Source organism: Bacillus sp. FSL K6-1284, assembly GCF_038002625.1.
In the GTDB taxonomy this organism is placed as follows: Bacteria; Bacillota; Bacilli; order Bacillales; family Bacillaceae; genus Bacillus; species Bacillus paralicheniformis.
On the sequence record NZ_JBBOCW010000001.1, the window covers coordinates 1362982 to 1382099 of the forward strand.

General features: G+C 47.9%; 27 protein-coding genes and 1 riboswitch. Of the genes, 11 read left to right on the forward strand and 16 right to left on the reverse strand.

What is annotated here, in order from left to right:
• Positions 1–15: 15 nt before the first annotated feature.
• From thiD to MHB72_RS06920, 3 genes are all read left to right on the forward strand, one after another.
• Positions 16–834, forward strand: a complete 819-nt coding sequence (gene thiD, locus MHB72_RS06910) for a bifunctional hydroxymethylpyrimidine kinase/phosphomethylpyrimidine kinase (RefSeq protein WP_025811630.1) — start codon at positions 16–18, stop codon at positions 832–834.
• Positions 835–989: 155 nt separating this feature from the next.
• Positions 990–1766 (forward strand): enoyl-ACP reductase FabI, encoded by a 777-nt coding sequence (gene fabI / locus MHB72_RS06915; protein ID WP_003180687.1) that lies wholly within the window; start codon positions 990–992, stop codon positions 1764–1766.
• Positions 1767–2129: 363 nt separating this feature from the next.
• The gene (locus tag MHB72_RS06920; RefSeq protein ID WP_003180690.1) at positions 2130–2609 is read left to right on the forward strand and encodes a CotO family spore coat protein; all 480 of its coding nucleotides are present in this window, start codon (positions 2130–2132) and stop codon (positions 2607–2609) included.
• Positions 2610–2645: 36 nt separating this feature from the next.
• On the opposite strand, the gene MHB72_RS06925 is transcribed toward MHB72_RS06920, so the two are convergent.
• The 5 genes from MHB72_RS06925 to MHB72_RS06945 all read right to left on the reverse strand — a co-directional run bounded on the left by MHB72_RS06925 (position 2646) and on the right by MHB72_RS06945 (position 5219).
• Entirely contained in the window at positions 2646–3095 is a 450-nt protein-coding gene (locus MHB72_RS06925; RefSeq protein ID WP_216920312.1) for a CotY/CotZ family spore coat protein, read from the reverse strand.
• A 146-nt stretch (positions 3096–3241) separates the two neighbouring features.
• Positions 3242–3724 carry a CotY/CotZ family spore coat protein gene (locus MHB72_RS06930; RefSeq protein WP_216920314.1) on the reverse strand — a complete coding sequence of 161 codons (483 nt, stop codon included), beginning with the start codon at positions 3722–3724 and terminating at the stop codon, positions 3242–3244.
• A 132-nt stretch (positions 3725–3856) separates the two neighbouring features.
• A complete protein-coding gene (locus MHB72_RS06935) occupies positions 3857–4363 on the reverse strand; it encodes a spore coat protein (protein ID WP_003180696.1) in 507 nt (168 codons plus the stop codon).
• Between the two features lie 67 nt (positions 4364–4430).
• On the reverse strand, positions 4431–4784 hold the full coding sequence (locus tag MHB72_RS06940; protein ID WP_003180698.1) for a hypothetical protein: 354 nt from the start codon (positions 4782–4784) through the stop codon (positions 4431–4433).
• Positions 4785–4832: 48 nt separating this feature from the next.
• A complete protein-coding gene (locus tag MHB72_RS06945) occupies positions 4833–5219 on the reverse strand; it encodes a spore coat protein (protein WP_003180700.1) in 387 nt (128 codons plus the stop codon).
• 147 nt (positions 5220–5366) lie between these two features.
• Between MHB72_RS06945 and MHB72_RS06950 the strand changes: the two genes are divergently transcribed.
• The 5 genes from MHB72_RS06950 to MHB72_RS06970 all read left to right on the forward strand — a co-directional run bounded on the left by MHB72_RS06950 (position 5367) and on the right by MHB72_RS06970 (position 6814).
• Positions 5367–5723 carry a DUF1360 domain-containing protein gene (locus tag MHB72_RS06950; protein WP_003180704.1) on the forward strand — a complete coding sequence of 119 codons (357 nt, stop codon included), beginning with the start codon at positions 5367–5369 and terminating at the stop codon, positions 5721–5723.
• A gap of 77 nt (positions 5724–5800) precedes the next feature.
• Positions 5801–5926: a hypothetical protein gene (locus MHB72_RS06955; protein WP_254926386.1), complete on the forward strand. Its 126-nt coding sequence runs from the start codon at positions 5801–5803 to the stop codon at positions 5924–5926.
• Between the two features lie 83 nt (positions 5927–6009).
• Positions 6010–6219, forward strand: coding sequence for a hypothetical protein (locus MHB72_RS06960; RefSeq protein WP_020450964.1), 210 nt, complete (start codon positions 6010–6012; stop codon positions 6217–6219).
• A gap of 79 nt (positions 6220–6298) precedes the next feature.
• Positions 6299–6430: a YjcZ family sporulation protein gene (locus tag MHB72_RS06965; protein WP_020450965.1), complete on the forward strand. Its 132-nt coding sequence runs from the start codon at positions 6299–6301 to the stop codon at positions 6428–6430.
• Between the two features lie 126 nt (positions 6431–6556).
• Positions 6557–6814, forward strand: a complete 258-nt coding sequence (locus tag MHB72_RS06970) for a stage VI sporulation protein F (RefSeq protein WP_003180710.1) — start codon at positions 6557–6559, stop codon at positions 6812–6814.
• Positions 6815–6852: 38 nt separating this feature from the next.
• Here the strand turns inward: MHB72_RS06970 and MHB72_RS06975 are convergent, their stop codons facing one another.
• Entirely contained in the window at positions 6853–9132 is a 2280-nt protein-coding gene (locus tag MHB72_RS06975) for an ATP-dependent helicase (RefSeq protein WP_216920316.1), read from the reverse strand.
• Positions 9133–9253: 121 nt separating this feature from the next.
• On the opposite strand from MHB72_RS06975, the gene MHB72_RS06980 reads away from it, so the two are divergent.
• Complete coding sequence (locus MHB72_RS06980; RefSeq protein WP_216920317.1) at positions 9254–9511, forward strand: hypothetical protein; 258 nt, start codon at positions 9254–9256, stop codon at positions 9509–9511.
• 39 nt (positions 9512–9550) lie between these two features.
• Here MHB72_RS06980 and MHB72_RS06985 read toward each other — a convergent pair whose 3' ends face one another.
• From MHB72_RS06985 to MHB72_RS07030, 10 genes are all read right to left on the reverse strand, one after another.
• Positions 9551–10138 carry a DedA family protein gene (locus MHB72_RS06985; RefSeq protein ID WP_020450968.1) on the reverse strand — a complete coding sequence of 196 codons (588 nt, stop codon included), beginning with the start codon at positions 10136–10138 and terminating at the stop codon, positions 9551–9553.
• A gap of 95 nt (positions 10139–10233) precedes the next feature.
• Positions 10234–11220, reverse strand: a complete 987-nt coding sequence (galE, locus tag MHB72_RS06990) for a UDP-glucose 4-epimerase GalE (protein WP_023856677.1) — start codon at positions 11218–11220, stop codon at positions 10234–10236.
• Positions 11217–12113, reverse strand: a complete 897-nt coding sequence (galU, locus tag MHB72_RS06995; RefSeq protein WP_216920816.1) for a UTP--glucose-1-phosphate uridylyltransferase GalU — start codon at positions 12111–12113, stop codon at positions 11217–11219. The genes galE and galU overlap by 4 nt, the downstream gene beginning before the upstream one ends.
• A gap of 16 nt (positions 12114–12129) precedes the next feature.
• On the reverse strand, positions 12130–12525 hold the full coding sequence (locus MHB72_RS07000; RefSeq protein WP_020450971.1) for a GtrA family protein: 396 nt from the start codon (positions 12523–12525) through the stop codon (positions 12130–12132).
• Positions 12526–12690: 165 nt separating this feature from the next.
• Positions 12691–13110, reverse strand: a complete 420-nt coding sequence (locus tag MHB72_RS07005; protein WP_003180726.1) for a GNAT family N-acetyltransferase — start codon at positions 13108–13110, stop codon at positions 12691–12693.
• 9 nt (positions 13111–13119) lie between these two features.
• Positions 13120–13629 carry a YjcG family protein gene (locus MHB72_RS07010; protein ID WP_216920318.1) on the reverse strand — a complete coding sequence of 170 codons (510 nt, stop codon included), beginning with the start codon at positions 13627–13629 and terminating at the stop codon, positions 13120–13122.
• 64 nt (positions 13630–13693) lie between these two features.
• Positions 13694–14416: an esterase family protein gene (locus MHB72_RS07015; RefSeq protein WP_003180731.1), complete on the reverse strand. Its 723-nt coding sequence runs from the start codon at positions 14414–14416 to the stop codon at positions 13694–13696.
• A gap of 111 nt (positions 14417–14527) precedes the next feature.
• Positions 14528–14983: a helix-hairpin-helix domain-containing protein gene (locus MHB72_RS07020; protein ID WP_003180732.1), complete on the reverse strand. Its 456-nt coding sequence runs from the start codon at positions 14981–14983 to the stop codon at positions 14528–14530.
• A gap of 11 nt (positions 14984–14994) precedes the next feature.
• Positions 14995–15483, reverse strand: a complete 489-nt coding sequence (locus MHB72_RS07025; RefSeq protein ID WP_023856682.1) for a DinB family protein — start codon at positions 15481–15483, stop codon at positions 14995–14997.
• Between the two features lie 80 nt (positions 15484–15563).
• Entirely contained in the window at positions 15564–16511 is a 948-nt protein-coding gene (locus tag MHB72_RS07030) for a helix-turn-helix transcriptional regulator (RefSeq protein WP_216920319.1), read from the reverse strand.
• A 127-nt stretch (positions 16512–16638) separates the two neighbouring features.
• Positions 16639–16755: riboswitch (SAM riboswitch) on the forward strand.
• A 65-nt stretch (positions 16756–16820) separates the two neighbouring features.
• Here MHB72_RS07030 and MHB72_RS07035 point away from each other — a divergent pair.
• A complete protein-coding gene (locus tag MHB72_RS07035; RefSeq protein ID WP_003180736.1) occupies positions 16821–17945 on the forward strand; it encodes a methionine biosynthesis PLP-dependent protein in 1125 nt (374 codons plus the stop codon).
• Entirely contained in the window at positions 17935–19110 is a 1176-nt protein-coding gene (gene metC, locus MHB72_RS07040) for a cystathionine beta-lyase (protein WP_101560724.1), read from the forward strand. Before MHB72_RS07035 ends, metC begins: the two co-directional genes overlap by 11 nt.
• Positions 19111–19118 lie beyond the last annotated feature (8 nt).

Consider the following 19118-nt stretch of genomic DNA (forward strand, 5'->3'; position numbering starts at 1 on the left):
GGGAGTGCAAACATCATGAGCATATACAAAGCATTAACAATCGCCGGGTCGGATTCAGGAGGCGGCGCCGGCATTCAAGCCGACATTAAAACATTTCAGGAGCTTGGCGTCTTCGGCATGACGGCTTTGACAGCGGTCACTGCGCAAAATACAACAGGGGTTCACGGCGTCTACCCGCTATCTCCGGAAGCACTCGGCACGCAGATTGATGCAGTGGCGGAAGATTTAAAACCTGACGCCGTGAAAACAGGGATGCTGTGGAGCGCGGAGATGATTGAGGTCATTGCTGAAAAAATTGCAACATACGAGCTTAAACGTGTGATTGTCGATCCTGTCATGATCGCCAAAGGCGGCGCTTCACTATTGAATGAGGAAGCAGTTGAAACATTGAAACGGCGCTTGCTTCCGCTTGCTTATGCGGTAACGCCGAACATACCCGAAGCCGAAGTGCTGACAGGGAGAAGCATTCAAACAATGGAAGACCGCAAAAAAGCGGCTCGTGAATTGCATGAAATGGGCGTCCGCAACATTATCATCAAGGGAGGGCATCAGCCCGAGGATGGCAAAGTAACCGATCTCCTCTTCGATGGAGAGGTGTTCACGGAAAAAACGAACACCTATATTAAGACGAAAAATACCCATGGAACAGGCTGCACATTTGCCGCCGCTCTTACCGCGCAAACAGCGAAAGGAAACGGCATTCAAGGAGCTTTCCGCATCGCTGAGGCTTTCGTCCACGAAGCGGTTGCACACAGCCTTGATTTCGGAGCCGGCCACGGACCGACCAACCATTTTGCATATCAAAAGATATCCAATGCAGGGTTGGAACTGTAGTTCCGCAATAAAAATGAATTAATATCGCGGCAGACATCAAAAACGGTCTCTGCCGCTTTTTATATTCTGAAATTGTCAGCCTGCTATTAATTGTGATACTATATATTATGATCAGGTACTAATAAAATGTTAATCATTAGGAGGATTTCATACATATGAATTTATCACTGGAAGGCCGGAATATCGTCGTCATGGGTGTAGCAAATAAACGAAGCATCGCTTGGGGAATCGCCCGCTCGCTTCACAATGCAGGCGCAAGACTGATTTTTACGTATGCGGGTGAGCGGCTTGAAAAATCGGTCAAGGAGCTGGCCGATTCTTTGGAGCGGAACGATTCAATCGTACTTCCTTGTGATGTCACAAATGACCAGGAAATTGAAGCGTGCTTCGCCGACATCAAAAAAGAAGTCGGGGTCATCCACGGCATTGCACACTGCATCGCTTTCGCAAACAAAGAAGACTTGGCTGGAGAATACTTAAATACCACCCGCGACGGTTTTCTGCTCGCACACAATATCAGCTCTTACTCACTGACAGCGGTCGCTAAAGCGGCGCGCGGCATTATGACTGAAGGCGGAAGCATCGTCACGCTGACATACCTTGGCGGCGAGCGCGTTGTTTCCAATTACAATGTCATGGGTGTTGCGAAAGCATCGCTTGATGCCAGCGTCAAATACTTGGCGAGCGATCTCGGAAAAGACGGAATCCGCGTCAACAGCATTTCCGCAGGGCCGATCCGGACATTGTCCGCAAAAGGAATCAGCGACTTCAACTCGATTTTAAAAGAAATCGAAGAACGCGCACCGCTTCGCCGCACGACGACTCCGGAAGAAGTCGGCGACACGGCTGCTTTCCTGTTCAGCGACCTTTCCCGCGGCATGACCGGCGAAAATCTGCATGTTGATTCAGGCTATCATATCATCGCGCGATAAAATAACGCTAAAAAGCAATCCGTTAAAGGATTGCTTACAGATTGTTGACAAAATCCCAAAACGACTTTTTGTTTTGGGATTTTGTCATCCCTTCAGCGTGATTGAAAACCTTTGCAGTCTAGGAAGGCCGAGCATCGGAGCGGACTTTCACAGGAGGTGATGACGGCGGCGTTCAGGCAGGACGCCTGGGCGATTAGCGGCCGATCCTTCTCCTATTCGTGAGCACCGACGCGCAGGCCTGACAACGAATGCGAGGGTTTGTCGACACGCTGAAAGCAATCCGCTAAAGGATTGCTTTTTCTTTTCTTCTGATTTCTCCTTTTTTGCATATAGATATACCATGAACAGATCGGAGGGATCAAGATGTCTAGCAGAAAAAACGATGCGGAGCAAAAGCCGCTCATGTATATTGTGCAGCCGGACTATGATAAGGCAGAGGCGAATATGCAGGATATTCTGATTAAAAGAAAGAAGAAAGCAAAGCCCGACGCTTCCGAACAAAAAGCCCGGCGAAAGGAACAGCAGGATGAAGCCGTCCGGCCAGACGAAAAAGACGGCGCCGAAGCGGTGCTTAGCGATGAGGCGAATCGGTCCGAAAAAGGAGTCAAACCGATTAAAAAGCCGCTCAGCAAGATGACCATCGCCGAGAAAATCGACTTTTTGGCAAGCCTTCCCGGCAATATGCCGAAAACCCTTTGTCTCATTGAAGCAGACGGGAAGACATACAGAGGAACGATCGCCGGAAAGAAAGGCGGTTCCGTATTTGTCAAAACGTCGAGCAAAGGGGCTCCGGCGGAACTGCAGATCGAGAGTATTACTTCCTTGCACCCGCTTGGCTTTTAAACTACACAATAAAAAAAGTCCCGATTCAGGGACTTTTTAATTTGAACGATTGATCAGTTGCGGATTTAAGCATTCGATCGCACAGAAGCATTCCAGATCCACTTCAATGCAGAAATTTGTTTTTTCCAAGCGGAACACATCGCAAATTTTGTCTTTATCTTCTGTGAAATCGAGAACGCGGCGATTTTCATCAAAGGCAATCAACAGTCTCAATGTAGCGCAGCAGTCGTCAATCTTTTCAACTCTGAAAAACACGGTGCTGAAGCAAGGGCCTGCCTGAAGCTCTCCGACATTTCCAAACGCTACGAACGGCTTAGACTTTGAAGTGTATATAATAAACGGAATGGTGTCGCCTAAGTGTCTCGAAGGGGAAAGCAGGTTGCTGAAACAGCTTGTCGGGCAGCCTTCTTCCTCAATGGCGTTCTGCAGGTCGTGAATGTTTTCAACGGCTTCGCACACGCAATTTTCGGCTGAACATTTCGTCATGTTATGATCCCTCCTAGTTCAGGATTTAAAATTTCGTTTTTCGGCCTGGCTTTTCTATTGGTAAAAGGAGCTGCCGAAAGCCGGCAGCTTTCGTGAAAAGACTGGCATCAAGCCGATCATATTGGCTTGATGCAGCCCGACACCTTTTAACCGTGGTGCTGATTGTGTTTTTTGTCTGCTGCGCGATCAACTAGTTCAGGTGACAGACATTGAATCGCGCAGAAACAAGTCAAGTCAACCTCGATGCAAAAGTCCGTTTTTTCAAGCCCGAAAAAGTCAGGGTCACAAGGATGGCAGACGCTTAATGTGTCGCCGTTTATGTCCACAGGCCTCAGGATTGAAAGCGTTGCACAGCAATCTTTTAGATTTTCTGCCCGGAAGAAAATCGATTCAAAGCACTGCATATCATCTGAAAATCCGCCGACATTTCCAAATGTTGAAAACAAACCGCCTTTTTTGTCGTATATAAGGAACGGAATGGTGTCTTTACCGGAAATCGTCGGATTCAGCAGATTGCCGAAGCAGCTCGTCGGACATGTTTCTTCAACTGCATCCTGTTCTTTTATAATCTGTTCTACTGCATCGCATACACAATTTTCATGCCGGCCATGATGTTTTCCGCAGCTCATGGATTTCAGCTCCTTTTTATAGGGATATTTGACTTTAGTCTTTAACAACATATGTACCCGTGCCCTTGTTGGTGTGGGTAATCGTCTATAAAAATGAAGAAAAGCAGAGCTTGATGGCTCTGCTTTTTTGTATTAAAGGAGTCCGACGATAAGTGTTGCGATAACAACGGTAAGCGTTTGGACAGCTGTAGAGACCAAGACGGCGACATCGGTATCTTCTGTTGTAACTGTGACATCGCGTGAATTGTCGATAATTAATTTTTGACGGTTTGTTTGCTTGTTTGCTGTTACCTGCAGCAAGTCTTGTGATACAAGCTCGGCAAGATCAGCATCGTCAATGATTGCCAGAACGATTGTAACAATTGCCGTCTGCACCGCAGTCATAACAGATGCGACAACTTGAGTATCCTCTGTAGAGACTCGGATATCGCAAGAATCCTTGATGATGATTGTCTCATCTGACAGCTGTTTGTTCAGGTTGAGCTGGTCGAGCTCCTGATTGATAAATGCATCGTGTTTACCGCACTTGCAGTTGTAATCGTCACAAACGTGTTTCTTAGGGTGTCTCGGATAATACTCAGTTCCCGGATGCTCGCATTCTGGATCTAGCGCAACCCAAGAATATGGTCTAGTTTCCATTTGTTTTCCTCCTTCCATTTACTATTATTAAATGTTTGAAGGCTCGAACTTGTATATGGCAGATACCCTACTCCAAATCCCCATTTTTTTCTTCGGTTTGGGCGGTGTTCTCCTGCTGCCTTCTTTGTCTCAGCTTTTCTCTTAATTTATTTTTACCTGAACGTTCTCTTCTTCGTCTCGGGCGTTCTTCGGATTGTGATGATGATTCATTGTTCGCTTCTTTCTTCTTTTCCTGCTGCCGCTGGATGAGAGCCTCGGACTGCGCCTTTAAATCTTCGAGTATTTTTAAGATGTTTTCTTTTTCTTCCTCAGACAGCGTTCGCACATTGTCTTTTGAAACGCCGTGTTTTCTAAGGATATTTTGCACAAGCGTATTTGTCAGCGGATTTACTTCCGCTTTAAGCTTTTCGCGATCTGCCAATTGTTTTTCACCTCAATTTCTCAAAAAATATTAGAAAGAAAGGAAGGCTTAAAGTATGTCAAGCTCTGTGATAAGCGCGATCAGCACTTCGGTTAAAACTTGGACGGAAAGCAGGATCTCCAGCGAGGAAAGCGTAATGGTGACATTGCGGCTGCCGATGACTTTGATGATGACTCTTCTCCTACTTTGCAGCCTGTGTACGGCTAAAACATGTTCTGTTACGATGTCTGCTGTATCCTCGTCTTCGATCGCAAGCTGAGCCGATAAAATCGTCAAAGAGATCACAGTGGCTTGTAAAGAGAGAGCTGCTGTTATGTTTGCCGTGTTTACAGTGACATGTTCGGAATCAATCACTTCAATGAGCTGGTCATATTCCCGGTATAATTCGTCAAATGTTTCTGCGTACAGCGCTTCGGCTTTTTCATGAAACGACATAACTTTCACTCCTTTCTTATCCACACTTTATTAAATGCAGACCGGTAACTTAGCGGAATGAGGAAAACATACATTTCAGCACCCAAATTTGCTGTTTTAGGCAAGGCGGTTCCGGCATATATTTGGAAGCAGGAAAGGGGGAGCCCTGTGATACAAAGCTGGCTTTTATATATTCTATTTTCTATCGCGGTATTTCGGCTGACACGGCTGGTCGTGTTTGATACGATCATGGCGCCGTTTAGAAGCCTGTTTCACGAAGAGGTTGAAGAAAAAAACGAAAAAACGGGAGAGACCGAGACGTATCTTGTCATGAAAGGAAAAGGCGTGAGAGCGTGGATCGGCGAGCTGTTGAGCTGTTATTGGTGCACGGGTGTGTGGTGTACCGCGTTTTTGCTTGTTCTTTACGCATTTGTTCCGACCATTGCCGAATGGCTGATTCTTCTGCTTGCCATAGCAGGCCTTGCTGGGGTACTGGAAACGATCGTGTCCAAATGGCTCGATTGAATGGGGATTTATCATTGGCAACTTATGAAAAGAAGACTCATATAATGGCGTATAAGCATGAGAAAGGAAGGAATGCAATGAGACAAGTGAAAAGAAGGCAGCAAGGCCGATTAACGAACGCTTCCAGCAATCATCAGTCCACTTTCTCAAAAAAAGTGAAGAAAAAAGGCTGCGGATGCGGCAAAAAAAAGAGAACCTATTAATATCAAAAAAAGCCGGATACAGTCCGGTTTTTTTGTTGCCAATTTTTCTTCTGATGCATACACCATCATAAGGGGGAAAAGCGATGAATGTATTTGAACAGCTGGTTGAATCAATATGCCGCAAGCACGATCAAACGCAAGCCGGCCATGACCGGGTGATCTTTGAGCAGCAGAAGGAACTGGAGACATTTGACCGTTCTGCCGAACAGTTCGGCAGGCAGGTCGAAGCGTTTGCAGAAAATGCTGAAAAATGGCTGGGAGAGGACGTGAGTCTGCCGGGCATCTATAAATAATCCACGGAAGCCCTATGCATCAATCCAAGCGAATCCTATCAACTGTCATATCGTGTAGGGAGAAAAGGAGGTGCTTTAGATGGGCTTTTGTGGCGGAGGCTACGGCGGCGGCTACAGCGGAGGCTATGGCGGCGGCTATGGTTCAACGTTTGTATTGATCGTTGTCTTGTTTATTCTTCTCATTATTGTCGGCGCTTCTTTTAAATATTAGTTTTTGAGTTGAAGCGAAGAGGGCGGCGGCATGTGTGCCGGGCCCTCTTCTTTTTGAACGGGAAAAGCACAAGGCTTTTCAAAGATGCATAAGATAGCGTATCACTCCCAAAAAGGAGGCATAGGTATGGACAATCAATTTTTCAAAAACATCGAAAAGAAAACGGGCGTCAGCATGAATGACGTCATGCAGCTCGCAAATTCGCTGCAAAATGCCAACTTCAAGGATGAAAAAACGGTCCGCAGCGTGATTAAGCGCGTCGCTAAATTGGCGAACAAACGGGTTCCGCAGGAAATGGAAGATAAGATTGTTGAATCCATTGTAAGCGGCAAGGAAAAAATGGATTTCAACACGATCGCGAAAATGATGAACAGCAAAAAATAAACACCGCGCCTTCCGATAAAAGGAGGGCACGGTGTCTTTTATTGCAGCTGGACCTGGGGATTCGGGCGTAAAACAGGCTGCAAAAACCTTGAGCGGTATGCCGTTCTGCCCCTTCTGACGGAAGGGACGCTGATATACAGGCGGTCCTCGGCCCGGGTCATGGCGACATACAGCAGCCTCCGCTCTTCTTCAAGAGCGGTTTCATCGCCTTTTCTCGCTGTCTCAAGGGCAAAGTCATGCGGAATCGAGCCGTCCTGCACCCCCAGGATATAGACCGTTTTGAATTCAAGCCCTTTCGCACGGTGGATTGTTAAAAGCTGAACACCGTATCCGTCAGCTTTTTGCTTTTCCGCTGCTCTCATATGATCGACATGCTCAAGAAATTCGGGGATCGTTTTGAATTTTTTTGCCGCTGTTTTGAGATCCCGCAGATCGTCAGACCCTTTTTCGAGCTTGTTTCCTTCGTTACCGCGCTTTTTCAGGTAATCGGAAAAGCCCATTTTTTCCTCTGCGAAAGAGATCGCTTCAACCGGTTTCATCGTTTTTAAGCCTGTGAAAAAAGGAACGATTTTCTTTATTTTATCAAGTTGAAACGGTTTGATGTCGGTTAGTTTTTCAAGCGCGTGAACCATCGTGCAATCTTCGGTAATCGAGAGCGCTTTAAGCGTATTTAATGCGGACTGCTTGAGAAAGAGGGCGGGTAAAATCTGTTTGACGGCTTCCGCGTCATCCTGATTTTGGCTTAAGTAGAGATAAGCCAGCATCTGCCGGACGATTCTCCTGCTGTAAAACGACCGGACGCCTTGTTCAGCCGTGTACGGAATAGCCGACTGGTGCAGACGTTCAAAGATTGCGCGCCCGCTGCTGTTTGTTCGGTATAGGATGGCGAAGTCATCAGGCTTAGCGCCCATTTCAATTTTTTCTTGGATATCAGAGACGATCATAATCGCTTCTTCCTCTTCATCATAAGGATAAAATATAAGCGGTTTTTGGCGGTCATCTCTCGCGGCACTTAATGTTTTCGGAAAACGCTTTTTATTTTTCCTCACGACCATATCGGCGCTTGCCACAATCGGATGGCTCGATCTGTAATTCGTCGTGAGGCGGACCGTTTTCGCCTTCGGATAATCTTTTTCAAAATCGAGTATAAAAGAAGGGCTGCTGCCTCTGAACGCGTAGATTGACTGGTCATCATCCCCGACACAGGTCAGGTTGTTTTCCGGGCTCGCCAACAGCTTGATGATGGCATACTGAACAGGGTTAATGTCCTGAAATTCGTCGATCAAAATCGCGTGAAAGCGCGTCTGATATCGTTTTAAAATGTCTGGCTGTTCTTGAAACAGCTGCCAGCATGCAGATGCCATATCGTCGAAATCGAATTGGCGCCGCGCAGCTTTTTGTTCTTCATATTGACGGTACAGCCGGTGAACCCGCTTTTCCCATTCGTCTTCCAGCGGAATCTGTTCGCCCGGAAGATAAGCGTTCTTCCAGTAGCCGATCTGCTGGATCGCCTGATCAACCGGAAAATCTTTTTCATCAAGCCCTTCTTCGGCAAGGGCCATTTTGATGTATTGTTCTTTTTGCCATTCCCATTTCAGCAGGTGCTCGCCATTCCATCTTGCCGGATCATGGTGATAAAGAATTTTGTAGAAAAAGCTGTGGAAGGTGCCTGTCACGAGGCGGTTCACAGTCTGCATCGGCAATCCGTATTGCGAGGCCATCCGCTCTTTCATTTCTTTCACGGCTTTTGTCGTGAATGTGACGAGCAAAATGGCGGAAGGCGGGATATCGAGCCGGGATATCATATAAGCCGCTCGCGCGGTTAATACCCGTGTTTTTCCGCTTCCCGCGCCGGCCAGAACGAGAAGGGGTTCTTCGGGGGCCGTCACGGCGGCAAGCTGTTTCTCATTCAGCGGCACATTCGGAAAGACCGGTTCCGGGGCCGTTTCTTCCGCTGGGGAGAAAGGAGAATGGAGGGAAGCTTCGCGAGGCGGCGTCCAGAAGTTCGCATCCGTCTTCTTTTCCTCTCCGATCGCTTTGCCTTTCGGGAGACGGAACACGCCGCTTTCTGTATAGTCGTTCTGTCTGGTTTGCTCTGTCTTCTCGTTTAAGCAAGCTGCTTCACATTGAGAAAAATCCCCGTTTTCCCGGTGGAAAAAATGTGGTTCTTCATGAATCGACAATTTCAGTCTGAGAGGCAAGCCGCAATGTTTACACGTGATTCTGTCTTTTCTTGCTTCATCAAAGAGGAATTGCAGGTGTTCTCTCGAATATGTATGTATATGAATGTCTCGGTTATTGAATCGGGCGCATTTCAAAAAGAGGTCCTCCAATTAATGGGTAATCGTCTAGTGTTATGAGACAACGTCTATCATATCAAATGAAAACCGTTTAAAACAGTAGATTTTTGGGAATTAAAGCTGATGAGGAGGAGATCGAATGGGATATTTGCCGCCTGTCCATCATGATCAATATACACAGTACGCCAATCGCAGCATCAGCCAAAAATCGAACTATGCGCATATACAAAAAACCGCCAATATCCCAAGCGAGCGCGCCTACCGCGAAGTCGAAAAAAGAGAGGAAAACCAGACTGCGGCTTTTAGGCGGGTCTTGGAAAAGAAGCGAAAAACAACGCTGAACCGCCGTGTTGCGGAAAAGGCGGAAAGCGGACGCTACGTTAACGAGTCCGTTTGAAAGATGAAACAAACCCCGGCTTTTATACCGGGGTTTTCGTTATTTTTTGCGCAGTTTTTTGAGTCCGAAATACAGAATAATCATAGCGGCCGCTCCGATCATAATCGGAGTCGTGTACGTTCTCGCCACATTTTCAACATGGTCCCACCGGCTGCCGAGCTGTATGCCGAGGTAGACGAATAATATCGACCACGGTATGATGGCCAGCACGGTCAGACCTGTGAATTTTAAAATCGGCATTTTCGCAATTCCTGCCGGAATGGAGATGGCGTGCCTGACCACGGGAATGAAGCGGGCGGAAAAGACAACGCCTCCGCCGTATTTCTCAAACCATTTTTCGGCCGTTTGAATGTGATGCTTTTGGATCAATAAGTACTTTCCGTATTTGTATAAAAACGGCCTTCCGCCGTAATAGCCGATCCAGTATAAAAACAATTGAGCAATCGTTCCCCCGATGACGCCGGCGATCACGGCCCCTGTCATCGTAATAGAGCCGCTTGACACCAAGTATCCGCCGTAGGCCAGTACGATTTCACTCGGGATGATTTCGATCATTAAACCGATTGCAATGCCGAAATAGCCAAGATCGGTCAGCCACATTAAAATATCATTCACTATGCTTCCCATTTTCGTTTTTTCTCCCTGCTTTTGATTTCATCAGCCGAACGTTGGAGCAGCCGCCGGGATGTTTCCCTGCCGCCCGCGCGGGAAACAAGCGAATCTCAAAAACCGTCCGGATGCGCCCTGTGCCATTGCCACGCGCTTTGAATGATGGTTTGTAAATCGCTGTATTGCGGCTTCCATCCGGTATCTTCCATCAGTGTCCGGCTGTCCGCCACAAGCACTGGCGGATCCCCCGCTCTGCGCTCGTCCGTTTTTGCTGCAATGCTTCGCTCTGTCATGTTTTCCGCGGTTTCAATGATTTCTTTTACGGAATGTCCGGCTCCTGTCCCTACATTATAAACATTTTGCTTCAGTCTGTCTTCATATAACCTGTCAAGAGCCGCCAGGTGGGCGGAAGCCAGATCGAGGACGTGAATATAATCCCTGATGCATGTTCCGTCCGGCGTCGGGTAATCATCTCCGAAAATGGACAGCTGCTTTCGCTGTCCCAAAGCCGTCTGCAGGACGAGGGGAATGAGATGGCTTTCAGGATCGTGATCCTCGCCGATCGCTCCGTTTAAAGCGGCGCCGGCCGCGTTGAAGTAGCGGAGGGCTGCCCATTTGACACCGTGCGTTTTCCCGACCCAGTGCAAGTATTTTTCGATCATCAGCTTCGATTCCCCGTAAGGATTGACAGGGGAGAGGGGGGCTGTCTCTTTGATCGGGACGTTCTCCGGGATGCCATATACGGCGGCGGTCGACGAAAAGACGATGTTTTTGACGCCTTCCTTGATGACCGTTTCGAAGAATGCACAAGACTTGAGCGTGTTTTCCCTAAAGTAGAGCTCAGGCTTTTCGATCGATTCGGACACAAGGCTTTTGGCGGCGAAATGGATGACAGCATCGACATCATGATGTTTGATGATGGCTTTGACAAGTGCCGCATCACCGATGTCGCCTTCGTAAAAGCTGATCCCGCTGACGGCTTCCCTGTGTCCGGTAGATAAATTGTCAAGCACGACGACGGAGCGGTTTTGCTTTGTTAATTCGAGTACGGTGTGGCTGCCGATGTATCCGGCTCCTCCTGTAACGAGTACGGATGTCATTGCCATGCTCCTTTCTGCGCTTCTTTTTTTAGGACGCTTTCCAGGTAGGCGAGCAGTTTTGGCCGCATCTCGTCCCGCATAAGAGCGATTTCCGTACTCGCTTTAAAACTGCCCAGCTTGTCGCCGATATCAAAGCGGCTTCCTTCCAATTTGCGCGCATACATGCTTTGTTCCCGGCAGATTTCCCTTAGTGCGTCAGTCAGCTGAATTTCATTTCCCGCACCGCGCTTCGTTTGTTCGAGCACAGGGAAAATCGAAGGCCTCAGCACATAGCGGCCCATAACCGCGATATTTGAAGGGGCTTCTTTGACAGACGGCTTTTCCACAAGATCGTCAATTTGATATATTTTGTTCTTTTGCGCGGACGTCTGAATAATGCCGTATTTGCTCACGTCCGCCGGATCGACTGGCTGAACGCCGATTACTTCTGTCTGATATTCTTCAAATACTTCGAGCAGCTGCCGAAGCGCCGGCGTTTCTGACACCATGATGTCGTCGCCGAGAAGGACGGCAAACGGCTCATCACCGATGAAATGCTTGGCCGATAACACCGCATGTCCGAGACCGAGGGGCTCCTTTTGCCGGATATAATGAATATTCGCCATATCGGCGATGTCGCGTATCTCTTTTAACACATCATTTTTTCCTTTGGCGAACAGGTTTTGCTCCAGTTCGATAGAGCGGTCAAAATGGTCTTCAATCGAACGCTTATTTCTTCCTGTAATGATAAGGATGTCTTCTATTCCTGATTGAACAGCTTCTTCCACGATATATTGTATAGCCGGTTTATCGACAATCGGCAGCATTTCTTTCGGCTGCGCTTTTGTTGCCGGCAAAAACCTTGTACCCAAACCGGCTGCTGGGATGACTGCTTTTTTTACTTTCATGGTTATTCACTCCTGGTCTTTTTTATGAATCTGTTCCGGGTTTTTGAAACACCCAAAGCCTGTTTCCGATAAAGTTGATCGCCATTCCTGCGACTGTTGCGGACATTTTGCTGACAAAAAGGGAAAGGCCGGCTTTTTGAAAAATATACAGAAGGACAAATGTAGCGCCCGCTGCTGCAAGATTGATTATGATAAACCGGACGATTTCCGCGCCATGTGCTTTTTCCTTTACTTGAAACGTCCATGTCCGATTCCAGATATAGCTGTTTGCTACGCCTGCCGAATAGGAAAACAGCTGTGCGGCCAGATAGGGTACGCGGAGGGACGTAAGGATGAAAAACACGGCGAAATCAACGAGTGTGTTTCCGGCTCCGACTATCCCGAAACGGGCGAGTGTGGTGATGTTTTTTTTGTTCATAACGGCATTCGGCTGTTTACCTCCCGTCTATTTTGTGTAGGGCTTCGTAAAAGCTTAGAAACAACTTTAATAGACAATGTTGAATAAACGATAAACAAAAGATGAACAAACTATGAAATGTTTTCTGAGGAAAAGAAAAACCGTTCCGCTTAAAAAGCGGAACGGTTACTTTTTGACCATTTTGACATGGGGGATATTCGCATCTAAAAATTCTTCAGACACGACTTTATAGCCGTGTTTTTCGTAAAAGGGAACAGCCTGTGTCTGCGCGTTCAGCATGAATTGAACCGCGCCTTGCTTGGCGGCTTCCTCTTCAAGCGCCTGAATGATCAGGTTGCCGATGCCGAGGGAGCGGTGGCTTTTCAGTACACAGATTCGTTCAAGTTTGCCATAGCCGTCGACAAGCCGTAGCCGGCCAGCGCCGATCGGCTCTTTTCCGTCATAGATGACGAGATGTGAAGATTCCTGATCGAGATGATCCATTTCTTCTTCCGGTGATACGTGCTGCTCCTTGATAAAGACTTCCTTTCTAACAAAGAAGGCGTCTTCAAGCTGTTGTTGATTCTTCACAATGACGGCTTCCACTGGCTTTCTTCACGCTCCTAAAATAAAAGTTTCATAGACGGTCCAAGATCCGTTGTCCAATTGGTAAAGCAGGTGAAAGCGGTCGATGACTTCTTCGTGCGACGTGTCTCTCATTTTCAGCGTGCCGAGGACGTCGGAATGCTCATCATCTGACAGCTTTTGTGCGACTGTGACATGGGGAACAAACGCATATTCGGGTTTGTCTTCCAAAACGCCGCTGTACATTTTTTCATGAAGCTGCGTCAATTCTTCTGTCGGTTCGGCTTTCATGTAGATGACATTATTGACAGGGGCAAAGGAACTGAATTTTGTAATCTTCAGCGTGACCGGTTTCAGCTCTTTTGAAAGTTCCCTCAGGTGTCCTACGACGCTCGCGATCTCGTCTTCGGACACTTCAAAAGGTGTTCTTAATGTAAGGTGGGGCGGAATTAAAGCGTAATTCGGGTCATAGCGTTTTCGGTAGGAATTTGCAATGTCCTGAAGTTTTTTTGATGGAAATAGCACAATACCGTATTTCATTTTGTTCCCTCCTTAAACAATTGATATGGTTTAGTATATCAAAGATGGGCCGATATACAGAGAGCTACAGCATTTTTTTTAAAGCGGGGGTGATGAGCGGCTGCCAGTATGTCCACTTGTGATCCCCGTCGAAAGCTTTGAAATCGTAGTTTGTCTGCTTTTCTTCAAGCAATTCTTTTAATTGCTCATTTGGACCGGTGAAATCCAAAATTTGATCATCAGTCGTTTTGACGGCGGTTTCTTTCTCTCCGATTTGGTGGCAAATTGAAATAAGCTGCAGGGAATCGGACTGTTTCACTTTATCGAGAACATGGCGGTCGACATAAGGTGACTGCATAATGACGTTTCCGAACATATTCGGATAGTCAAGCGCCGTCATGAGGGAAACCGTTCCTCCGAGCGAGTCTCCGATCAGCGTCCTGCCTGATCCGACTTGGTATGTCGGGTACTCACTGTCGGCGAAAGGGACGAGTTCATTTGCCAAAAAACGTTTATACGCTTCGAATTTTGACCCTTCCGGATGGTATGTAAGCCTTCTTTCCTGTACGTTTTTGTACGGAATGCCGATGATGATGCTTCTTTCGATTTCGCCGTTCGCCAGCAGTTCTTCCACCTGTCTGCTGATGCGCCCGAGGCGGAAATAGTCATGTCCATCCTGTGCGATGATCACATGATATTTGTAAAGCGGCGAGAAGGATGACGGCAAATAGACGAGAAGCTCCATTTCCTCGCCGAGCTCTTCCGAAAAAAGCTTCTTCTCCTGAATGACTCCTGTTTTCATAGCCAAGATGAATTCCTCCAGAAATAATGTTTGTGAACGTTTCCATTCATTTTAACACGAAATTCTCTTGTGAAAGAAGCGAAAAGGGCTGCCGAACTGTTCGGCAGCCGTGATTTTTTATGTCCGTTTTTTTTCGTACCAGGGCGTTGACGGTCTATCCGGAGGGTATCCGCAGCGTTCGCGGTACATTTTTCTTTCCTCTGTGAAATCCCACCAGCTTTTAGCGCTTTCGGGATCGTTGGCGTAATGGACGATGCATCGCAGCGCATCTTCTGCACAAGGATCTTCCCAGTAGCCTTTCAGTTTTTCGAGGCGGATGATCAAATCCGCACCTGATTCATGCTTGATGTCGCCAAGGGAATAGTAGCCCAGGTCAACGGCGCACTGCGCCATTTTCGGCCCGATTGAAGGAGCGGTTTGAAACTGGGCGAGCGCCTTGATGTATGCGGCGCGCTCCAAAGACGAACCGAGCGTATGTGCAAGGACGGACAGATCCATATATGCCGTGTTTTTTATTTTTACCTTGGCTGTCCTTAAGTTTGACCGTTCTTTTTTTGTCAGAGGCAGCTTCATATGAACACCTTTTAAAGATACAGATCGAACATGTTGACGTCATAGCCGAGCTGTTTTAAATAATTAAACAGCTGGGCCCTGTGATGGAAGAAGTGGGTGAGCGTTTCCGTCAGCCAGCGGCTTTGGGTCATCCCTTCATCAAGGTAAAACGGCTTTGTTTTTTTCGTCAAAAATTCCTCGTCGGAGAGGGAAGTCATATACGTTTGAAAAGCGGCGAATCCTTTCTGCATAGCTTCAGCCATTTGGTCAGCCGACTGCAATGCACTATACTTCTTTTCAATTCGGGAGATGGCGGCCTCTTCCTTTTCCTGCATGATAGCCATGTCGGCTTCTGGGATGGCCGTCAGATGGCTTGCCAGTTCTTTCAGGCTTCGCATGCGGTCGGCGGGCCGGTAAGACCAGTCAGATTCCTTCACTTTTTTCAGAAGATGACACGTGGAGCGGATGCCCGTCTCCATCTCGTGGAACAAATCGCTCCGCAGGGCTTGAACTTGCTTCATTTGCTTCATCCTTTCCATTTTGCTTTATTCTAAAAGTATCACCTAATCCTGACAGGCTTTGTCACGATTCTAAAAAAAAGTCAGTCGTACCTTGCTAAAATGTCAGCAGCCTTCCGTTTCAGCTGAAGCTTGATTTCTGCGGGTTCTTTGACAGTTGCCTCAGTGCCGAGGTTCCACAAAAGTTCCCCGAAATACTCAAGTTCTGGTCTGGGGAGGTTTGCATCGATCGCCCCCGTCCCGTCATCCCGCATGGTGAGGATCTTGAATAAGTCCACATCAGCCGCAGCCCGCCTGGCTCCTCTGCGTGTCAGTTCCGCTCGCAGCCGCACCGGTTCAGAGCACTCGCTCTCCGAATGTTTGATCCAGCTGAGAACCGATGGATAGGGAAGCTGGCGGGCCAGCGGGCTGGCCGCTTTTTCCGCCCGAAGGATGCGGTCGGCGCGAAACAGTCTGAACGCCTGCCTTTTAAAGCAATAGGCCGGACAGTACCAGAAGCCGTTCCAGCTGAACAAGCCGATGGGCTGGATGGATCTCTCCACGCAATCGTCTGTTCCGTCATAAACGACCGTCAAAACGGATTGATTGATGGCTGCGTCAAGAAGCGTTTCTAAATGTTCGGCGGCTTTTGGACGATGCGGATTCCAGAACACGATTCTGTCTTTCATCGCATCAATCCGCTCCTGTGTTTCCGCGGGAAGGTGGCGGTAGAACTTTTTTAAAACCATCCGCGTTTCCGCATCAAAGGGAAGCGATCCGAAAAACTGCAGAGATTGATACGCGAAAAACATAGCCGCCGCCTCTGATTGTGTAAAAAAGAGCGGCGGAAGCACAGGTTCATTCAGCAAATAATAGCCTCCGTTCGCGCCTGTTTCAGAATAGATCGGGACGCCGAGCGCGCTCAGCTCGTCCAGATCGCGGAGAATCGTGCGGTAGGAAACCCCGAATTCTGCTGCGAGCTCCCCGGCCGTAAATTTTCGTTTTGTATGAACGGTCATCATCAATTCGATTAATCGCTCTGTTTTTGGCATCTGATTCCTCCGGTTCCGTCGTTTGGTTTCATCATACCATGTTCAATATGAGGAAAGATTTAAAAATGACCCTTGAAAAATGTCTTGACTTAGGTTAAAGTAAAGAACAATCAGAAAATTGAAGAGATTCTTATCACGAGAGGTGGAGGGACTGGCCCTTTGAAACCTCAGCAACCGGTCTGCACTGACGATGTCAGTGTACCAAGGTGCTAAATCCAGCAAGCAGATGCTTGGAAGATAAGAAGAAGCGCATAATCCCCCTTCTTCTTATGAAGAAGGGGTTTTTTATTTTTAAAAGGATGGTGTCATATGACTGAACATGTACAAACAACGCTGGCGCAAATCGGCAACCGCAGTGATGAAATAACGGGAACTGTCAATCCTCCCGTTTATTTCTCTTCTGCGTACAGGCACAAAGGGATCGGGGAATCCACAGGGTTTGATTACATTCGCACAAAAAATCCGACAAGACAGCTTGTTGAAGATGCAATCGCGAAACTCGAAGGGGGAACGCGCGGCTTTGCGTTCAGTTCCGGTATGGCTGCCATTCAGACGATCATGGCTCTGTTTCAAAGCGGGGATGAGCTCATCGTTTCGTCCGATTTATATGGGGGAACGTACCGCCTTTTTGAAAACGAATGGAAGAAATACGGACTTCGTTTTTTCTACGACGATTTTTCAGACGAAGACTGTATCAAGTCGAAAATCACGAACAATACAAAGGCACTGTTTGTAGAAACGCCGACAAATCCGCTCATGCAGGAAGCTGATATTCAAAAAATCGCGCAAATCGCTAAAGAGCACGACTTGCTGCTCATTGTCGACAATACGTTCTATACACCGGTTCTGCAAAAGCCGATTGAGCTCGGCGCTGATCTTGTCATTCACAGCGCGACGAAGTATTTGGGCGGTCATAACGATCTTTTGGCGGGGCTTGTCGTTGCAAAAGGCGAAGAGCTGTCCGAGGAAATGTTCCAGCACCAAAACGCCATCGGCGCGGTTTTATCGCCGTTCGATTCATGGCTCTTAATGAGAGGGATGAAGACGCTCGCTCTCAGGATGAGACAGCATCAGGAAAACGCGCGGGAACTTGCGGCCTTTTTGGAAGAGCAGGAGGAAATTGCAGATGTTCTTTATCCGGGAAAAGGCGGCATGCTGTCATTCCGCGTTCAAAAAGAAGAATGGGTTAATCCGTTGCTGAAAAATCTCAAGACGATCTGTTTCGCCGAAAGCCTCGGCGGAGTCGAAAGCTTCATCACCTATCCGGCGACACAGACCCATATGGATATCCCGGAAGACATCCGAATTGCAAACGGCGTCTGCAACAGACTTCTGCGCTTTTCAGTCGGAATCGAACACGTCTCCGATTTAAAGCAGGATCTAAAAGCTGCGCTGGAAAAAGTAAAAGGGGAGGCGGTTCCGCATGAGTCATGAAAACTGGACGCTTGAAACAAGGCTTGTTCATAACCAAAATAAAACGGACGGAGCAACCGGAGCCGTCAGCGTGCCGATCCAGCACGCCTCAACCTTTCATCAAGGTTCTTTTGACAAATTCGGCGAATATGACTACAGCCGGTCAGGAACACCGACAAGAACGGCGCTTGAAGACACGATAGCCGAGCTTGAGGGAGGGACGAGGGGATTTGCTTTTTCATCCGGAATGGCCGCGATTTCCACCTCCTTTCTGCTTTTGTCAAAGGGCGATCACGTGCTTGTCACAAAAGATGTGTACGGCGGCACTTACCGGATGATTACGGAAGTGCTGAGCCGCTTCGGGATTGAACATACTTTCGTCGATATGACGGATTTAAATGAAATTGCTTTAAACATAAAGGAAAATACAAAAGTCATCTACCTTGAAACACCGTCAAATCCGACGCTCGGCATTACGGATATCAGAGGCGTCGTCAAGCTTGCCAAGGCGCACGGCTGTCTGACGTTTCTTGACAACACGTTTATGACCCCGGCGCTGCAGCGGCCGCTCGAGCTCGGCGTCGATGTTGTGCTACACAGCGCGACGAAGTTTTTAAGCGGACACAGCGACGTATTATCAGGACTTGCCGTTGTGAAAGACAAAAAACTCGGGGAAGAACTTTATAAGCTGCAAAATTCGTTCGGCGCTGTTCTCGGCGTCCAAGACTGCTGGCTTGTGCTGAGAGGGCTGAAAACACTGCAGGTCCGGCTTGAAAAAGCATCTCGAACAGCTCAGCAGCTCGCTGAATTTTTTGAAAAGCATCCGGCCGTCAAACAAGTGTATTATCCGGGGCTGTCTTCGCATCCGGGTGCGTCAGTTCACAGGCACCAGTCGTATGGCGCCGGCGCCGTCCTTTCGTTCGAGCTGGAGAATGCAGAAGCCGTGAAAAAGATTGTGGAACGCGTTTCTCTTCCGGTCTTTGCCGTCAGTCTCGGCGCTGTGGAGTCGATCCTTTCCTATCCGGCAAAAATGTCACACGCCGCTATGCCGAAAGAAGAGCGGGAAAAACGGGGGATTACCGACGGCCTTCTGCGGCTGAGCGTCGGTGTGGAACATGCCGATGATTTGCAGGCCGATTTTGCCCGTGCATTGGAAGCCGTATCCGGAGCGTTCGCCCGATCATAAAAGAAACC

What these genes read in the sequence shown, in the direction of transcription:
- MHB72_RS07035 (WP_003180736.1), top strand. Translation starts at nt 16,821, where the DNA reads ATGACTGAACATGTACAAACAACGCTGGCGCAAATCGGCAACCGCAGT.
- MHB72_RS06965 (WP_020450965.1), top strand. Translation starts at nt 6,299, where the DNA reads ATGGGCTTTTGTGGCGGAGGCTACGGCGGCGGCTACAGCGGAGGCTAT.
- MHB72_RS07020 (WP_003180732.1), bottom strand. Translation starts at nt 14,983, where the DNA reads ATGAAGCTGCCTCTGACAAAAAAAGAACGGTCAAACTTAAGGACAGCC.
- MHB72_RS07010 (WP_216920318.1), bottom strand. Translation starts at nt 13,629, where the DNA reads ATGAAATACGGTATTGTGCTATTTCCATCAAAAAAACTTCAGGACATT.
- MHB72_RS07000 (WP_020450971.1), bottom strand. Translation starts at nt 12,525, where the DNA reads ATGAACAAAAAAAACATCACCACACTCGCCCGTTTCGGGATAGTCGGA.
- MHB72_RS07030 (WP_216920319.1), bottom strand. Translation starts at nt 16,511, where the DNA reads ATGCCAAAAACAGAGCGATTAATCGAATTGATGATGACCGTTCATACA.
- metC (WP_101560724.1), top strand. Translation starts at nt 17,935, where the DNA reads ATGAGTCATGAAAACTGGACGCTTGAAACAAGGCTTGTTCATAACCAA.
- MHB72_RS06970 (WP_003180710.1), top strand. Translation starts at nt 6,557, where the DNA reads ATGGACAATCAATTTTTCAAAAACATCGAAAAGAAAACGGGCGTCAGC.
- MHB72_RS06985 (WP_020450968.1), bottom strand. Translation starts at nt 10,138, where the DNA reads ATGGGAAGCATAGTGAATGATATTTTAATGTGGCTGACCGATCTTGGC.
- fabI (WP_003180687.1), top strand. Translation starts at nt 990, where the DNA reads ATGAATTTATCACTGGAAGGCCGGAATATCGTCGTCATGGGTGTAGCA.
- MHB72_RS06920 (WP_003180690.1), top strand. Translation starts at nt 2,130, where the DNA reads ATGTCTAGCAGAAAAAACGATGCGGAGCAAAAGCCGCTCATGTATATT.
- MHB72_RS06945 (WP_003180700.1), bottom strand. Translation starts at nt 5,219, where the DNA reads ATGTCGTTTCATGAAAAAGCCGAAGCGCTGTACGCAGAAACATTTGAC.
- MHB72_RS06935 (WP_003180696.1), bottom strand. Translation starts at nt 4,363, where the DNA reads ATGGAAACTAGACCATATTCTTGGGTTGCGCTAGATCCAGAATGCGAG.
- MHB72_RS06925 (WP_216920312.1), bottom strand. Translation starts at nt 3,095, where the DNA reads ATGACGAAATGTTCAGCCGAAAATTGCGTGTGCGAAGCCGTTGAAAAC.
- galE (WP_023856677.1), bottom strand. Translation starts at nt 11,220, where the DNA reads ATGACATCCGTACTCGTTACAGGAGGAGCCGGATACATCGGCAGCCAC.
- MHB72_RS07025 (WP_023856682.1), bottom strand. Translation starts at nt 15,483, where the DNA reads ATGAAGCAAGTTCAAGCCCTGCGGAGCGATTTGTTCCACGAGATGGAG.
- MHB72_RS06980 (WP_216920317.1), top strand. Translation starts at nt 9,254, where the DNA reads ATGGGATATTTGCCGCCTGTCCATCATGATCAATATACACAGTACGCC.
- thiD (WP_025811630.1), top strand. Translation starts at nt 16, where the DNA reads ATGAGCATATACAAAGCATTAACAATCGCCGGGTCGGATTCAGGAGGC.
- MHB72_RS06930 (WP_216920314.1), bottom strand. Translation starts at nt 3,724, where the DNA reads ATGAGCTGCGGAAAACATCATGGCCGGCATGAAAATTGTGTATGCGAT.
- MHB72_RS06960 (WP_020450964.1), top strand. Translation starts at nt 6,010, where the DNA reads ATGAATGTATTTGAACAGCTGGTTGAATCAATATGCCGCAAGCACGAT.
- MHB72_RS06955 (WP_254926386.1), top strand. Translation starts at nt 5,801, where the DNA reads ATGAGACAAGTGAAAAGAAGGCAGCAAGGCCGATTAACGAACGCTTCC.